Source organism: Neptuniibacter sp. QD72_48, assembly GCF_047778065.1.
GTDB lineage: Bacteria > Pseudomonadota > Gammaproteobacteria > Pseudomonadales > Balneatricaceae > Neptuniibacter.
This window is the reverse complement of sequence record NZ_CP180547.1, coordinates 1,425,946-1,441,731: the sequence shown is the minus strand read 5'-3', so window position 1 is coordinate 1,441,731 and position 15,786 is coordinate 1,425,946. Positions and strand designations below refer to the sequence as shown.

16 protein-coding genes and 10 tRNA genes are annotated in these 15,786 nt (G+C 43.6%); 2 read left to right on the top strand and 24 right to left on the bottom strand.

Annotated elements, in window-relative coordinates; genetic code table 11:
* Positions 1-37 precede the first annotated feature (37 nt).
* The 22 genes from ACMXYX_RS06385 to ACMXYX_RS06280 all read right to left on the bottom strand — a co-directional run bounded on the left by ACMXYX_RS06385 (position 38) and on the right by ACMXYX_RS06280 (position 13,042).
* A complete protein-coding gene (locus ACMXYX_RS06385; RefSeq protein WP_415884164.1) occupies positions 38-592 on the bottom strand; it encodes a hemerythrin domain-containing protein in 555 nt (184 codons plus the stop codon).
* Positions 593-758: 166 nt separating this feature from the next.
* Positions 759-1,358 carry an HAD family hydrolase gene (locus tag ACMXYX_RS06380; protein ID WP_415884163.1) on the bottom strand — a complete coding sequence of 200 codons (600 nt, stop codon included), beginning with the start codon at positions 1,356-1,358 and terminating at the stop codon, positions 759-761.
* A gap of 94 nt (positions 1,359-1,452) precedes the next feature.
* Positions 1,453-1,848 carry a hypothetical protein gene (locus tag ACMXYX_RS06375; protein WP_415884162.1) on the bottom strand — a complete coding sequence of 132 codons (396 nt, stop codon included), beginning with the start codon at positions 1,846-1,848 and terminating at the stop codon, positions 1,453-1,455.
* A gap of 141 nt (positions 1,849-1,989) precedes the next feature.
* Positions 1,990-4,614 (bottom strand): aminopeptidase N, encoded by a 2,625-nt coding sequence (gene pepN, locus ACMXYX_RS06370; RefSeq protein ID WP_415884161.1) that lies wholly within the window; start codon positions 4,612-4,614, stop codon positions 1,990-1,992.
* Between the two features lie 19 nt (positions 4,615-4,633).
* Positions 4,634-5,464: a DUF2797 domain-containing protein gene (locus ACMXYX_RS06365; protein ID WP_415897961.1), complete on the bottom strand. Its 831-nt coding sequence runs from the start codon at positions 5,462-5,464 to the stop codon at positions 4,634-4,636.
* A complete protein-coding gene (locus tag ACMXYX_RS06360; protein ID WP_415897960.1) occupies positions 5,464-5,739 on the bottom strand; it encodes a YeaC family protein in 276 nt (91 codons plus the stop codon). The genes ACMXYX_RS06365 and ACMXYX_RS06360 overlap by 1 nt, the downstream gene beginning before the upstream one ends.
* 55 nt (positions 5,740-5,794) lie before the next feature.
* Entirely contained in the window at positions 5,795-6,670 is an 876-nt protein-coding gene (locus tag ACMXYX_RS06355; RefSeq protein WP_415897959.1) for an alpha/beta fold hydrolase, read from the bottom strand.
* 3 nt (positions 6,671-6,673) lie between these two features.
* Positions 6,674-7,528, bottom strand: coding sequence for a rhomboid family intramembrane serine protease (locus tag ACMXYX_RS06350; protein WP_415906646.1), 855 nt, complete (start codon positions 7,526-7,528; stop codon positions 6,674-6,676).
* Complete coding sequence (locus tag ACMXYX_RS06345; protein ID WP_415884156.1) at positions 7,528-8,508, bottom strand: metallophosphoesterase; 981 nt, start codon at positions 8,506-8,508, stop codon at positions 7,528-7,530. Before ACMXYX_RS06345 ends, ACMXYX_RS06350 begins: the two co-directional genes overlap by 1 nt.
* A 1-nt stretch (position 8,509) precedes the next feature.
* On the bottom strand, positions 8,510-9,391 hold the full coding sequence (locus tag ACMXYX_RS06340; protein WP_415887726.1) for an NAD(+) kinase: 882 nt from the start codon (positions 9,389-9,391) through the stop codon (positions 8,510-8,512).
* 111 nt (positions 9,392-9,502) lie between these two features.
* Positions 9,503-10,402, bottom strand: a complete 900-nt coding sequence (locus ACMXYX_RS06335; protein WP_415897958.1) for a 1-aminocyclopropane-1-carboxylate deaminase/D-cysteine desulfhydrase — start codon at positions 10,400-10,402, stop codon at positions 9,503-9,505.
* 191 nt (positions 10,403-10,593) lie between these two features.
* The gene (locus ACMXYX_RS06330) at positions 10,594-11,517 is read right to left on the bottom strand and encodes a diguanylate cyclase (RefSeq protein ID WP_415897957.1); all 924 of its coding nucleotides are present in this window, start codon (positions 11,515-11,517) and stop codon (positions 10,594-10,596) included.
* Positions 11,518-11,702: 185 nt separating this feature from the next.
* A tRNA-Val gene (locus tag ACMXYX_RS06325) sits at positions 11,703-11,778 on the bottom strand.
* A gap of 67 nt (positions 11,779-11,845) precedes the next feature.
* Positions 11,846-11,922: transfer RNA gene (locus tag ACMXYX_RS06320), tRNA-Asp, on the bottom strand.
* Positions 11,923-12,014: 92 nt separating this feature from the next.
* Positions 12,015-12,090, bottom strand: a tRNA-Val gene (locus tag ACMXYX_RS06315).
* 50 nt (positions 12,091-12,140) lie between these two features.
* Positions 12,141-12,217, bottom strand: a tRNA-Asp gene (locus ACMXYX_RS06310).
* A 92-nt stretch (positions 12,218-12,309) separates the two neighbouring features.
* A tRNA-Val gene (locus ACMXYX_RS06305) sits at positions 12,310-12,385 on the bottom strand.
* 67 nt (positions 12,386-12,452) lie between these two features.
* Positions 12,453-12,529 (bottom strand) — tRNA-Asp (locus ACMXYX_RS06300).
* 16 nt (positions 12,530-12,545) lie between these two features.
* A tRNA-Val gene (locus ACMXYX_RS06295) sits at positions 12,546-12,621 on the bottom strand.
* 50 nt (positions 12,622-12,671) lie between these two features.
* Positions 12,672-12,748: transfer RNA gene (locus tag ACMXYX_RS06290), tRNA-Asp, on the bottom strand.
* Positions 12,749-12,840: 92 nt separating this feature from the next.
* A tRNA-Val gene (locus ACMXYX_RS06285) sits at positions 12,841-12,916 on the bottom strand.
* A 49-nt stretch (positions 12,917-12,965) separates the two neighbouring features.
* Positions 12,966-13,042: transfer RNA gene (locus ACMXYX_RS06280), tRNA-Asp, on the bottom strand.
* A gap of 322 nt (positions 13,043-13,364) precedes the next feature.
* Here ACMXYX_RS06280 and syd point away from each other — a divergent pair.
* Together syd and ACMXYX_RS06270 are read left to right on the top strand one after the other, a co-directional pair.
* On the top strand, positions 13,365-13,928 hold the full coding sequence (gene syd / locus ACMXYX_RS06275) for a SecY-interacting protein (protein ID WP_415897956.1): 564 nt from the start codon (positions 13,365-13,367) through the stop codon (positions 13,926-13,928).
* A 6-nt stretch (positions 13,929-13,934) separates the two neighbouring features.
* Positions 13,935-14,516, top strand: coding sequence for a YajG family lipoprotein (locus ACMXYX_RS06270; protein ID WP_415897955.1), 582 nt, complete (start codon positions 13,935-13,937; stop codon positions 14,514-14,516).
* A gap of 59 nt (positions 14,517-14,575) precedes the next feature.
* On the opposite strand, the gene ACMXYX_RS06265 is transcribed toward ACMXYX_RS06270, so the two are convergent.
* Both ACMXYX_RS06265 and msrB read right to left on the bottom strand, forming a co-directional pair.
* Complete coding sequence (locus tag ACMXYX_RS06265) at positions 14,576-15,244, bottom strand: DNA-3-methyladenine glycosylase I (protein ID WP_415897954.1); 669 nt, start codon at positions 15,242-15,244, stop codon at positions 14,576-14,578.
* 8 nt (positions 15,245-15,252) lie between these two features.
* Positions 15,253-15,657 (bottom strand): peptide-methionine (R)-S-oxide reductase MsrB, encoded by a 405-nt coding sequence (msrB, locus tag ACMXYX_RS06260; protein WP_415897953.1) that lies wholly within the window; start codon positions 15,655-15,657, stop codon positions 15,253-15,255.
* Positions 15,658-15,786 lie beyond the last annotated feature (129 nt).

Genomic DNA, 15,786 nt, shown 5'->3' with positions numbered 1-15,786 from the left:
GAAAACTATGTTCCCCTCTGAGTAAAAACGATATTGGTTAACAAGCTTCGCTCAGTTCCAGCATAAGCTCTTTATAAAGTACCATATACTCTCGAGCCTGAACTTCCCCAAAAAGCGGATCCTCTTGTTTTGGAAGCTGCTTTTCAATCATCGCTAGCTCTTTATCGCTCACCGATTCTTGAATCAGTGGAAACAATTGCCCCTCTTCGAAATTAAGATGTGTCATTTGTAGCGAGACAAAATCATCTAATAGGCTGGCAAATTCATCCATTGGCATCACTGAATCATGCAAAATACCATCAACAGCCTCTTTCAGTTGAAGGCTGGAGCTTTTTAAAGCTTCGTGATCTTTAGCGCAGTTGAATAGATGCTTATCCAATTCGGGATTCCGATCAGCCAAACATTTGTACATTTTATCTTCGCGGGGATGATGGTGGCCGTCGGCGTAATTAGAGATATAGTCAATCAGATCAGCCATAAGACTGAAATTAGGCTGCTGTCCTGCTTTAAGCTGATTAACTTTCTGACGCAAGATTACTAATAGCTTATTAAGATTTACATGATCCTGATGTAGCTCGGCTAATATCGTCATACTTACACCTCAAAAGGTTAGTCCAATAACCCAATATAGACGATCAGGGAGAAAGACCTTTGACAAAGATCAAGCAAAACTGGGTTTAAATCGGGAGAGAGAATGCAGTTATTTTTAAAACTGAAATTTTTCCTTTAGCTTCAAAGGGGTAGGTATAAACAAAAGTTTAAGCCAAGGTCAGTAATGATGTTAACTCAGACAGGTTTTTCACTCTGATATCTGTATCTTCCGGCCAGTGACGATCTTTCAGATCAACATGTACAGTACTTACACCCGCTGCACGCCCTGACAACAGATCCAAATGAAAATCCCCCACCATTACGCCTGAATGGTTTGGCAATGCCCACTGCTTTAATAGTATATGAATACCTTCAGGGGATGGCTTGGGCTGGCTGTCTTCACGACCCAGAACATGAGCCTTTTCGAAGAATGTATCCGCACCAATCGCCTTTAATGATAATAATGCTAATTCGTGGGTATTACGGGTAAGAATACCCATCTGACAATCAGCTGCAGCTATCACTTCTAGGCAATCGAGCACGCCTTCAGCAGGAGCTGCTTGGGATGCATATTCCCTTTCTAGAATATCAAGCTCAGCATTCATCCATCGCTGACGCTCTGGAGGCTGACGCTTAATACATTCAAGAATATCATCACTAGGATCTATACCTAGTTTCTGGCGAATCAGTTCAAAATCATGAACAGGTTGAGTTAAAGTGCCATCAAGATCAAATATCCAAGCACGCTTCTCTTTTAGATCTAACAACTCTTCCTCACAAATAATTTCTCACAAATAAAAATGCCGAAAAGCTTTCACTTTTCGGCATTCTACGACCCCACAAGTAAATCTGGATCAGATTTTATTCTGCAACTGCGTAGCAAGCTTCGTTAAATGGATCTAGTGGGTTTTCCAATAGATCATCTTGTTTGAAGTAAAGAATACGACCTTCAAACTTAAGGCTCTTAGTAGAGAACCAACGATCAAGCTCTTCTAAACTTTCATCGCTAGAATTCGCGTCTAACCAACTAGTGATTACATTGTAAAAATAAACACCAAATAGACCTGCTGCTGCACCGAGGAAAAATTCAGACGCTAGCGCAAACAACATTAACACAATGCCAGCAATCCAAATGCGGTTAGCTTTGGCATTTTTGTAGGCATCAGTAGATGATTCATGACTATCTTTCAAACGCATGTAGCGACGGAAATTTTGTTGGATGTCGAATTTATCTTCAGTAGATAGTAATTTAGACATGTTGCTTCCTTGGTAAAACGTATCTTTATTATTTGTTATAGCGCTAAACAAGATAACGCATGTTCAGCTTTATTCCTAAGCGAGTATAGCCGAGGTAAACTCATCCGTCCCCCCGGCTAAAGGCGTATATTGCATTTTTTTTTACGCCAAGCTTTTACTCACCACTTCGAAGACATCTTTTGATAGATTTCCACTGTCTCGAATGCGCTCTAGCTCTTTAAGCATAAGCGCTTGACGCACTTTGTCATATTTCTTCCAACGACTCAATGGCGTCACCATTCTCGATGCTACTTGCGGATTTTGAGCATTCAGCTCAATAATTCGATCAGCCAAGAACTGGTAACCCGAACCATCTTTCGCATGGAAATTAACTGGGTTCTGAGCACAGAATACAGAGATAAGAGAACGCAACTTGTTCGGATTTTTAGCATCAAACGCCGGATGTTCCATCAATGCTTTAACGCGATCAATAGCTTTCTCTTTTGGATTAGAGGCTTGGATAGACAACCAGATGTTGACCACTAAACTCTCATCCTTCCAACGATCATAGAAATCATCCAATAAATCTTGAGCTGCCTTGTCATTTTCAGAGTGGGCCACTTGCACCAATGCCGCCTGCATATCGGTCATGTTATCCGACTTAGCATATTGAGCTTGCGCAAGCTCTAGATACTCAGGTTTATCTAAGGACGTTAGATAAGATATACATAGATTTTTCAGGCTTCGACGAGCAATGGAGTCAGAATCTGGTGAATATTGCAGATCAAGGTCATTATCTTGATAACACTGCAACAATGTAGCCTCTAGCTCTGCCGCTAATGTATGACGTACGAACTTGCGTACGTTGTAGATAGCATCGACATCAATCTCATCAGCTAGCTCAGACAAATAAGCTTCTGAAGGCAGCGTTAGCACCTTGCTGACCATTGCTTTATCCAAACCTTCTGTTTCCAGAATTGATTTGTACGCTGACACTAGACGCTCATCTAACTCCAACGTTTTACCTTCACGATAGTCAGCAATTAACCCTTGCATGATATCCACTGCGAGCTTTTGAGCAGCATCCCAACGACTAAAGCCGTCACTGTCATTTGCCATCAGGAACATCAGCTCATCACGCTGATACGGATAGAACAGTTTCACAGGGGCTGAAAATCCACGCAATAACGAAGGCACTGGCTTCGCCGTTAAGCCTTTAAATGTAAAGGTTTGCTGAGCCTCTGTGATATTAAGCACCTCAGTGCTTTGACCATTAGCCAACACAAGGTCTTTACCATTCTCATCAAGCAAGCCAAGAGCTAATGGGATATGGAATGGTAGCTTCTCATCCTGACCCGGTGTCGCTGGGCAGCGCTGCTCCACATGAAGCTGATAATCGCCCGTTGATGCATCAAAACTATCAGTAACATGCAATTCCGGCGTACCGGCTTGAGAGTACCAATTGCGGAACTGAGATAGATCTTTACCCGAAGCATCTTCCATCGCAGAAACAAACTCTTCCGTTGTCACCGCTTGACCATCGTGGCGCTCGAAATAAAGATCAGAACCTTTACGGAATAATTCAGGGCCTAATAAGGTGTGAATCATTCGCACAACTTCTGCGCCCTTTTCATAGATAGTCAGGGTGTAGAAGTTTGAAATTTCAATAAACGAAGCTGGCCTGATTGGATGTGCCATTGGGCCTGCATCTTCAGCAAACTGAGCTGTACGCAGTACACCAACATCCTCTACGCGTTTCACTGTGCGTGAGTTCATATCAGCAGAGAACTCTGCATCGCGGAATACGGTGAAGCCTTCTTTCAAACTTAACTGGAACCAATCACGACAAGTGACACGATTACCCGACCAGTTATGGAAGTATTCATGGGCCACAACCCCTTCAACGCGCTGAAAACCCATATCAGTGGTCGTAGCAGGATGAGCAAGCACACAAGAAGTATTAAAGATATTTAAACCTTTATTCTCCATTGCTCCCATATTGAAGAAGTCGACCGCAACAATCATATAGATATCTAGATCATACTCACGACCGTAAACCTGCTCATCCCAAGCCATCGACTTTTTCAGGGACTGCATCGCGTAATCTAATTTATTCAGGTCTTTCTGCTCAGCATAAATGAGCAGCTCAACTTCACGTCCGGACGAGGTCGTAAAGGTATCTTTAATATGCTGAAGATCGCCTGCTACTATTGCAAAAAGATAAGCTGGCTTGCTGAAAGGGTCTTCCCATTTGACCCAGTGACGACCATCACCAAGCTCACCTTTATCAACCAAATTACCATTGGAAAGTAATACTGGATAAGCCTGTTTTTCAGCTTCAATTGTTGTGCTGAAGACAGACATCACATCGGGACGATCAGGATAGAAAGTGATACGGCGGAAGCCTTCGGCCTCACACTGTGTACAGAACATACCGTCTGATTTATACAAACCTTCTAATGCAGTATTCGTTTCCGGATGAATTTTTGTCAGCGTTTTTAAGGTAAAGCTGTCTGGCAGATCAGAAAGCAACAACTCTTCACCTTCACGCTGATAATCAACGTGTTCGACACCATCAATCGAAAGATTCGATAACTCTAGCTCTGGGTGCCCGAATAGCACTAGCTTCGGAGTTAAATCCTCACACTTCGGATTTCGGCAGATTTTTAATTCTGCTGTGACCAGAGTTTCCTGCTCAAACAATTGAAAACGCAGGTCGGTGGTTTCTATCAGATAAGATGGAACTTTATAGTCTTTAAGGTAAATAACATTGGGTTCTTGAGACATGATTTCACCTAGTCAGTTATCAGGCAGATACAGATACCTGATACGCTGTGAATTTACGCATATTGATAACGCCAGTATCTAAGATCAGGTACTGCCCTTTTATCCCCTGCAAAACGCCAGATACTTCGGCCGTTTTATCAAAATTAAACGATGTAACTTTTGTCGGGTAAATCAACACAGGGTAGTTGATCTCTATTTGTTCAGCATCTGGCAAACGCTGAATAGCTTGGATACCAAAAGTCTGTTCGAGTTCCGCCAAACCTTCACTACATTTTTCAAAAAGCTGATCACGAATTTCAGCAAGCGTTAAAGGCTCAACTTCATTTTTAAGCATTTTGCGCCAGTTAGTTTTATCTGCTACATGCTCGCCAAGAAGGCGCTCAACTTTGCCTGACTGCAAACGTGTTGCTACTTTCAGAATCGGCAATGCTTGAATAGCACCTTGGTCCATCCAACGTGTTGGAATTTGAGTGCCGCGGGTAATACCAACTTTTACACCCGATGAGTTAGCTAGATAAACGTAATGGTCTTGGAAGCAAAACTGCTCACCCCAACCGGCATCACGACAAGTGCCTTCATGGAAATGGCAAAGTTCAGGTTTAACTATGCATTGATCACATTGAGGGAGACTTTTAAAGCAAGGGTAACAAAAACCTTGGTTAAAGCTTTTGTTAGTTTTACGCCCACAATGAGTGCAATTGATCGCACCCTTGTATTCTAAGGAGATAGGTTTACCAATGAGCTCATTCATTGGCACTTCCTGGTCACCTACAGGTAATTTGTAAACAACGCCTTCAAGTGTTAGTTCGGTGCGCATTTTTTGTAGCGCACCCTGCGCTAGAATCTGCATTAATTTTTATCGTCAGTCAGAATTTTAATCGTATCGGCTGCCAATGGGTCTTTACCATGCTGAGAACCGTCTTGTTTTGTACGATCAATATATCCAACTCGTTCTTCTTCTGGCTTGTGCTCTAAGTCATAAGCAACAACGGCACGCATACAGATATCACGTTGTTCTGGCGTTAACTTACGTCCATCAGGCCATTTCCCCAACTCCACTGCACGCTTAAGGGATTTATGCATATCAGGGGTCATTGCTTGAATTAGTTGTTCGTATGTCATCATCAATCTCTTACTTTTTATCAGGTCTCACCACCTGATTTGGAATCTACAAAGTCTATCACATCCCTATTTCATTCCGCATAAATGCGACCACTTGTTCTTGAATCAAACGTCTATTCTCTTCACAAGGGATATGTAGATCTTCGAGTTCTTTTAACTGTTTTAGGTTTGCCAGAGTCGATCTTGCTTGCTCAGCTAACTGATCCGGATCGAAATAGATATCTTCACTTGCACTGAAAATCTGTACAGGCGATTTAAATCTGGACAGCTCTGCTTTTGAAAATGGCCCCGGCGGTATCAACGTCATAGGAATACCCGCTTGAAACGTCGAATAATAATACTGTTCCAATTCAGGCCAGTTATCTTCCATCAACGGTTTCATTAGCTGATCAAAATGCGGCTGGTCGGTATTAATTTTAAAGCCAATAAAAGGCAGAATCAGCTTTTTCAATGGCCGCCACAAGGGCCGAGAAAAACCCGCTGGTACAATCAAAGATGCAGCAGATATACGCTCAGGCTTGTAAGCAGCCAAATCAAGTAAAACCGCTCCACCAAACGAGAGCCCTACCATAGGTGCTTGCTCAACACCCAAAGCATCCAAAAGCTGATCGAGCCACATGGCATAGGCACTATTTGAAGGCACTGGCGCAATACCTGGAGTTTTACCTGCTTGCCCAGGAATATCAGGCGAAATTACCCGAAAATGCTTAGTCAAAGGCCATAGCAGCTCGAGGTTAAACGGTGCAGGTGTATGCAAGCCATGCAGAGCGATTAATGGCGGCGCATCTTCAGGCCCAGCCTCCATTACCCAGATAGGCCCTAAGGAGGTGGCTTGATATCGACCAGTCACATTACACTCTGGCAATTGGTTAAGTCGATCACACTGCCCTTGATAACGATGGTTAAGATCTAATGACAGTGAAACAGGATCCACTTTTTATCTCCTAGTAGCTAAAAGCTTTCCAAACGGAATAAATGCTAAACCAGCTAGCAAACCCACTAGGTGAGCGGTATTTGCAATAGCACCCAATTGCAGTGCTTCTAGAACACCAGCATAGCCAAGCACTAGCCAGAAAATTAAGAATCCCATAATACTCTGAGGCAAGCCGATCCGATGATCAGACTGGGTTTTATCCCACAACCACGCATAGCCAAGGAAGGCAAAAACAACACCTGATAAACCGCCAAACATTGGCCCCGCATCGTGATATTGCGCAATGTTAGAGATAACGCCGGAAAACAGGATTAATAGACACAAAGTTACACGGCCTTGATAGATCTCAATCCTGCTACCCACGATCCAGATCCAAAGGGCGTTAAACGCAATATGCAGCTCACTAAAGTGCAGAAAGATAGGCGTAATAAAACGCCATACTTCGAATGACTGGACGGTACCTTCCAAACCAGAACTGTAGAGACTTCCATCTTTTTGAACAATGTCTGCAATCGTGAATAAGCGCAGCCATTCTAAATTGTCACCAAAGGAGATTAAGAAGGTCAGTAATAAACTGCTCGCAATCAACAAACAGCTCATCCAAGCCTGTTTAACTTGAGATAAAAGATCTGTCTGCCCCACCGCTTTAGGAATCGCTAAAACAAAGCCTTCAAGGCTCTCACCCCGGCGACATTTCTCATATAAAGCGACAATCTGCGCAGGCTCAACCCCAACAGCAATCCAAACCTCTTGAGTATGCTCAAGCTCAACAACCCTATGCGGCACCTCGTAGCGCCATAGGATTTGGGTAAACTCTGTGAGATCTTCACCTAAGGGTACAGAAAGCACCTTAATCATTAGAGACCCAACTCATCGGCAATTTCGGTTCTTACATCAACCCATACAAATTTGTCAGGCTGAATAGTTTTTTCATCATCCAATCGATATGCAACCAACTTACCGTATTTAACCGCACTGTAATCTAAACATGCGATATTAGGTGTTATAGGTTCAGGAACCCCTTCCCGCCAATAGTGACCAATAAATAACATCTTCTCTTCTGGACCGTAATAGAGAAGATCATTATGGTCCTGCTTAGTTAATTTCAAACGAGCTATATGCTCCGGCAAAGGATCCGGCTGAAACACAACATCTGCATAATATTCCGGCTCAGCAGACCAAAACTTGGTTCTAAAGAAGCGTCTGCGATAACCGTCTTTACTCACCATGACCTCACCATCAGGCAAGCTTAAGTGTGTCCCGCGCAACAAGCGATCAGTCAGCGCCCATTCAAAGGTGCCACGTTTAGATGAACGGTGTAGAAAACGATCATCGATAATATGATTCGGGTATTCACCCTCGAACCGATCAATTAACTTTTGATGCCAACAAGCATGCACAACACGGAAATGCTCGAACTCTAGATAAATAGGCATCTCTCGAATCCACTGTAAGAACATCTCTTGCTCTTCAGGGTAATCGGCAAACTGCTCTAGGGTTTCAGCAAGAATACGGTGGTGACGTGGACTATGCTCACGTAGATAGCTAAGACCACTGCCCTCATGCCCTTCCGTACAGTAACTTAGAAAGTTGAATTCATGGTTTCCCATAACAATCTGAGCAGCGCCCGATTGCACCATATCGTAAACAACATGTAGAGACTCACGGATTCTAGGACCGCGATCAACAATGTCACCTAAAAAGATCATCTGGCGCTCTGGGTGGCAGTAGACACCATCCTTTTTGCTGTAACCTAACTTGCTTAACAAAAGCTCTAAGCTAAGGCCGCAGCCATGGACATCACCAACCAGATCGTAGCCTTTAAACTGATCAGTCACATCAATCTCCGAGCTTAGTACCCCAACCAAGTTTCTCTCGGCAGGTACTATAGAAGTCATAATTGAGCGGGTGTAACAGTTTCAGTTTATGGGGTTTTTTATGAACCGTAATCGTATCCCCTGGTGCACAGCTAATATCTTTTTGACCATCACAAGATACAGTTGGGTAAGCACCATTATTTGGACTAATTACCAACTTCAACTCACTATTGCCATTAACCACGATCGGACGGCTAGAAAGCGTATGCGGGAACATAGGCACCAGTACCAAAGCATCTAACTTCGGGTGCATAATTGGACCGCCACCAGATAGCGAATAAGCAGTAGAACCCGTTGGCGTAGAGATGATCAAGCCATCGGATTTTTGCGTGTAAACGAACTGCCCTTCAATATACAGTTCGAATTCAATCATTCGTGCGGCTTTACCTGGGTGCAGTACACAGTCATTAAGCGCAGTGGCTTCGCCAATAGGTACCCCTTCACGCTTAACAATAACATCAAGCAGGAAGCGACTATCAACGGTGTACTTACCTTCTAGTACTTCGCCTACTTTTTCTTCAATTTCATTTGGAGAGATATCAGTTAGGAAACCTAGATTACCCCTATTCACACCAAGAACTGGAACATGGTACTGAGCTAAAGAACGAGCTGCGCCCAACAGACTTCCGTCCCCACCAACCACAATAACGAGGTCGCAGATTTCGCCCATCATTTTCTGTGTGCTGGTTTGTTGGCCATGACCTGGCATAACTTCAGCGATTCGCTCATCAATAATAGTATTCAGACCGCGATCACCTAAAAAGCGAATAAGGTGCTTGAGTGTATCTATAACTGATTTACTACCTAAACGCCCAATTAGACCAATATTACGAAAGTAATCCATTATCTCTCCGGATTAACGTTTGTATGAAAAACCAGATTCTATCTAACTGATTTTTCAGATTCTTTTCAATGATTCTTTATGACCAAAACCGCAATTTGGCGCTAATCAAGCTTAAGCTAGACTTCGGGCTCCTTGCAGACCACCGGTATGAATAGCCAAAATAGTACTTCCTTCTGCATAATCACCACGCTCAATTCTCTTCAACAGGTGACTAAGCATTTTTGCAGTATAAATCTGGTCTAGCGGAAGCTGATGCTCTTTCAGCATAAAATCCATGAAAGCTATCAGATCATTAGACACTTTAGCATAGCCACCACCATGCCCTTCCAGATCTAAATCCCAGTTATCAGTGGGATCTGCACCGGATTCAGTCATAAGGTTTTCAATATCCGAAAACAGAAAATCTGCCTTTTTCAGCACAGGTATACCTAAAACCGGAATATCAGGAACAGACAAAGCCACACCAGCTAAGGTCCCACCTGTGCCAGAAGCCAGCACAATTTGATCAGGATTAACCTTAGCTAGGATCTCAGGCGTGATTATTTCTCGTGCGCCCTGCACAGCAAATTTATTACTGCCCCCTTCCGGCACGATCAAAGGGTTAGAAAAGCGAGCCTTTAAAGTCTTAAGGTATTCGGAATCATGCCGCTGACGATATTCCTGACGATTAACAAAACACAACTCCATCCCCCATGCTTTCGCATCTCTTAAGGTTGGATTATCCGCATACTCTGGCTCACCCCGAATAACACCCATGGTTTTTATCCCAGACAAGGATCCAGCCTTAGCTAAGGCGTGAATATGATTAGAATACGCCCCACCAAAACTAAGGACGCACGAGTAGCCATTTTCAAGGGCATGCTGCAGGTTGTACTTCAACTTAAACCACTTGTTACCGCTGACTATTTCATCAGTTAGATCTAAACGAAGCAGGTAAAGCTTAACCCCCGCCTGAATAGTCTCATCGGTTTCTAAAAACTGTACGGGGAACACGGGATTTTGAAGTAGCATTTTAATTAATTAGCACTGCAACATTATTGAAATATAAATGAAGTACTTTAAAAGAACATTAAATTACAGAGGAAGAAAAGCGTGGAAGACTATATCGAAGAATTACTGCTGCTTAATATTGATGAATATGAAGACGATGAATGTCTAGATGATGCTGAAGAACAATAACAGCATCATCTAGGCTGCCCTATTTAAGCGCTATCGGTCTGAACTAAATTACCAATATGCTGCTTAATCAAGAAAGTACTATTCCCGCCCGAACTTTTAGATTCATACATTGCCAGATCTGATCTTTGAACAATTTGATCTGGATTTTCCATACCGTTTGTCTCAGTCACTCCAAGGCTAACTGAAACCTTGATCAGAGAATCCGTATCATGATCAACGCTAAACGAACACTTAGAATTAAACATCATTCTAATCCGCTCAGAAGTCTTAGCTGCTGCATCAATATCGGTCTCAGGTAACAACACCATAAATTCATCACCACCATATCGAACAGCCACATCTGATGCTCGCAAGGTTTCCCGAAGAATCTCGCCAATAAGCCTTAAAACACGATCCCCTTCAAGGTGGCCAAGAGAATCATTAACCTTTTTAAAATTATCCAGATCAAAGCAGATCAAACTTAAAGGATGGTTGTAGCGCTTAGCACGATCCAACTCTTGCGCCATCACAGTGTAGAAATGTCGTTGGTTAAACAGACCTGTTAACTCATCTGTAACAGAAAGTTTATGCAATTGCTGCTCTAAACTTTGCCTCTCCGTCAAATCATGGAAGAAACCAATACTGCCACCTTCATCTTTATCAACAATCGCAGCTGATAAACGAATCGGTACGACCGCTCCATCCTTACAAGCCAGCTTAGCCTCATAACCCTCAATACTTCCAGGCTTTCCATACGAGTCGGATAGCAAAAGTCGTTTAATCTCTTTCGCCTCCTCTAAACTCGGATAGATTGACGCAATACTAACTTTTCCAATAACTTCTTCAGCCGAATAACCCAAAAGCTTCTCAGCTGCCGCATTAAACAACTGAACAACCCCTGAGCCATCAACCCCTATAACTGGGTCTGGACAGAGTGATACAAGCACGGTTTCATCCACATAATTCACTGAGGTATTCCCATCTCTTTTATTTTTATTCCAGGAAACATATTGTCTAGCGTTATTTACGCTATAAGCACATAGACTCACAAAACGAAAGGGTAACAGATACAGCCTTTAAGTAAACAACTCAAAAGTCTTGGTGCAGAAATTTAATAAATAGGAAATATAAGTAATACAAGGAAGGTACTTAGTGGTGGGCGTGGAGAGGCTCGAACTCCCGACATTCGCCTTGTAAGGGCGACGCTCTCCCAACTGAGCTACACGCCCACTAAGCATATGGCTTATTTACGACTCTTTCAGCACTTCGAAAGAGAAGTTACCCAAAGGGCATAAATGGCGGAACGGACGGGACTCGAACCCGCGACCCCCTGCGTGACAGGCAGGTATTCTAACCAACTGAACTACCGCTCCACATTGTATACGGGGCTCGAACCCGCGACCTCTATCTACCTTGGCAGTGACAGGCCTCTACCATCAAACTATCGCTCGACAGTAGTGCTTAGTGGTGGGCGTGGAGAGGCTCGAACTCCCGACATTCGCCTTGTAAGGGCGACGCTCTCCCAACTGAGCTACACGCCCACTAAGCATATGGCTTATTTACGACTCTTTCAGCACTTCGAAAGAGAAGTTGGCGGAACGGACGGGACTCGAACCCGCGACCCCCTGCGTGACAGGCAGGTATTCTAACCAACTGAACTACCGCTCCACATTGTATACGGGACTCGAACCCGCGACCTCTCTCTACCTTGGCAGTGACAGGCTTCTATCATCAAACTATCGCTCGACAATAGTGCTTAGTGGTGGGCGTGGAGAGGCTCGAACTCCCGACATTCGCCTTGTAAGGGCGACGCTCTCCCAACTGAGCTACACGCCCACTAAGCAGATGGCTTATTTGCGACTCTTTCAGCGCTTCGAAAGAGAAGTTACCCAAAGGGCATAAATGGCGGAACGGACGGGACTCGAACCCGCGACCCCCTGCGTGACAGGCAGGTATTCTAACCAACTGAACTACCGCTCCACATTGTAGTGCCTAGTGGTGGGCGTGGAGAGGCTCGAACTCCCGACATTCGCCTTGTAAGGGCGACGCTCTCCCAACTGAGCTACACGCCCACTAAGCAGATGGCTTATTTACGACTCTTTCAGCACTTCGAAAGAGAAGTTGGCGGAACGGACGGGACTCGAACCCGCGACCCCCTGCGTGACAGGCAGGTATTCTAACCAACTGAACTACCGCTCCACATTGTATACGGGACTCGAACCCGTGACCTGTCTCTACCTTGGCAGTGACAGGCTTCTACCATCAAACTATCGCTCGACAGTAGTGCTTAGTGGTGGGCGTGGAGAGGCTCGAACTCCCGACATTCGCCTTGTAAGGGCGACGCTCTCCCAACTGAGCTACACGCCCACTAAGCAGATGGCTTATTACGACTCTTTCAGCACTTCGAAAGAGAAGTTGGCGGAACGGACGGGACTCGAACCCGCGACCCCCTGCGTGACAGGCAGGTATTCTAACCAACTGAACTACCGCTCCACATTGTTCGTCCAAGACAGTTACTTACTGCCCCAAACGGAGTGCGAATTTTACGGGTTTTGTTCCCCATGTCAAACGTTTAAACAAAAAAAATTTCATTCTTTTTGATTGCACATTCTTTGTACAAAATCAGTAAGTTAGAATAAATCAAAGCAAAACAGTATGTTCCATTAAACTGTTCAAAAATCATCCTACACATATCAACTTACCAACTACTCATTTTTCCCAACAAATACGATTCACTTACTTATAAAGATATTTCCACATCCCTGAATTAAGTTAGAATCGTTCACTGATCAGCGATTTATATAGAGAGTGTTATATGCCAGTCTCCCCCACCGTTTCAGCTTTAGATAGTTTTATGGAGAAGCTTGATGCCATGCAGGCGCAGCCCCCTCTAATCCGATTCAATTCAGATTGGCCTTCAAAGTGCTACGCTACCCAAGCTAAAGATGGAGTTACTGTATCTTGGTGGCCAACACTACAGACGTCCCCAAGCGATATGTTTACTCGATTAGAGGAGGCTCTAGAAGAATCCATTAATCAAGACATTATCGATTACTACTGCCGTTACTGGTCAGATCCACTACCAGCTAGCTGCAGTGATGGCGATCTCAGCCTGATACAAGTTTGGAATGATGAAGATATGGAGCGCTTACGCAGCAATCTAATTGGCCACGCACTTTCTAAACGTCAACAAAAAAGACCTCTGACCTTTTTTATAGCCTGCCCGGAACCAGATGAAGACTTTTTTATCAGTGTCGATAATTTTAGTGGAGAGGTCTGGTTAGAGCGCCCAGGTAAACCGCCTATCAGAAAGTTGGCAGACAACTTAGCCGACTTTCTTAATTCATTAACCCCCCGTCTAATTCCTGATACGGAGTAAGTTAAGTTGAAACAGATACGTTTATTAGTAACCGGATTACTAGCCATATTAGCCACTAGCACCTTAACCGGTTGCATGACATTTAATTCACAAACGCTAGATCTACACCCGCAGATCCAAATCTCTAGAGTATTAAGTAAAGAAAAGCGTATAGAAATTATTCCGAAAGACTTAAGAGCAGATTCAGTCATTGGCTACCGCTATACAGGTGAAGCAGATGCACCATCTATTGTATTAAAAGATAGCCTTCATCTTCTGCAGCATACGACTGAACACGCATTGGAAGATATGGGAATCGTTCGCTTCTACGGTGGTGAATTTAATCTAACCATCAGCCTTATTGAACTTAATTACCGCGCTTCTGAATCAAAAATAAAACAGACTGTGAACTTAGATACCAAGTTAAAGGTAACGGTAAGCAAAGATAACAAGAGTTACACCGGTACTTATACAGCAGATAAACAGCAGACTTTTGTGGGCGTACCTTCAGAGGAAGAAAACGAGAGGTTGGTAAATGATCTTTTTTCCAGCGTGATGAACCTAGCAATGAATGATCAACAACTAATAGATTTCATTCAGTTTAACTAATCGTTAGAAATTACAATAAAAAAGCCTGCTATCTGTTAAGACGCAGGCTTTTTTATTTTCTACCAACCAACAGTATGAGAGAGCAAACGACTAATCTGACACATAGGCCTACCAGACTCTTCTCGCCATTGATTAAAACACTCTTGAACGAGCTTCAAATCCCTTTTCGCTGTTGGCTTTTTCTCAATAATTCCTTGAGCTTTCAGTCCAGCAACAACATCATCGGTCAAAATAAACGTATCTTTGCCGATCATTCTCAAAAAATAGCTTCCTGAATTTCCACCCAATTGCTGACCTTGTTTTTTGAGCAAATCCCATAAACCAATAATATCTTCGACCGCCCAATGAGCGACCAACTGCGCAAAACTACCATGCTTACTAGCAAGGTCTGTAACCATCAAAGCATTCACACGAGTTGCTTTAATCTTGCCCCAATGCCTGATCAGTTGATCATTCTGCATTAAATTTTCTAACTGTTCGTCGCTCATCAAGCTCACTTTTACTGGATCAAATCCAAAAAAAGCTTGTTCAAACGCGGGCCATTTAGAATCAACTAAAGAGTGTTTCAACCCTGCGCGAAACACCCTACGCATCATGTCGCTGAACAATCGATCATCAGTCACTTGCACTAGCTCTAACTCACTTTTAGCTACAGGCAAGAGCGCTTCTACATCTTGATCTGGGTAATGAGCCTGAACATGTTCGTAAATCCATTGGAAGGATTTCATTTACTATTTCACTTTTTTACAAAATCTAAGGATGCAGAGTTCACACAATACCGGAGGCCGGTTGGTTGCGGCCCATCCGTAAATACGTGCCCTAAATGTGAATCACACGTCGCACAAGTGATCTCTACACGCACCATGCCGTGAGTTGCATCACTGTGCTCGTCTATAGTTCCTTCCTCGACCGGCTGCCAAAAACTCGGCCAACCACTTCCTGAATCGTATTTTTGCTCTGATCCAAACAACGGGGTTCCACAACAGATACAACGATACTCCCCGCTTTGCTGGTTATTGTAATATTCACCCGTAAAAGCACGCTCTGTGCCCTTTTGGCGACAGATTCGATATTGCTCGGGGCTCAAACGATCTTGCCACTCTTGCTCAGAATGAACGACCTTTTGGTTTTTTTCAGCCATACAATCTCCCTGATAATAAAAAAGCCTGCAGTACGCCATTTCCCTAGGTTTCAACAAATAAAAGGCGTATGATTAGTCTCTTTTTTTTCTGAGGCTTATACCATACAACCTAGGTCTCTATGCATAGGA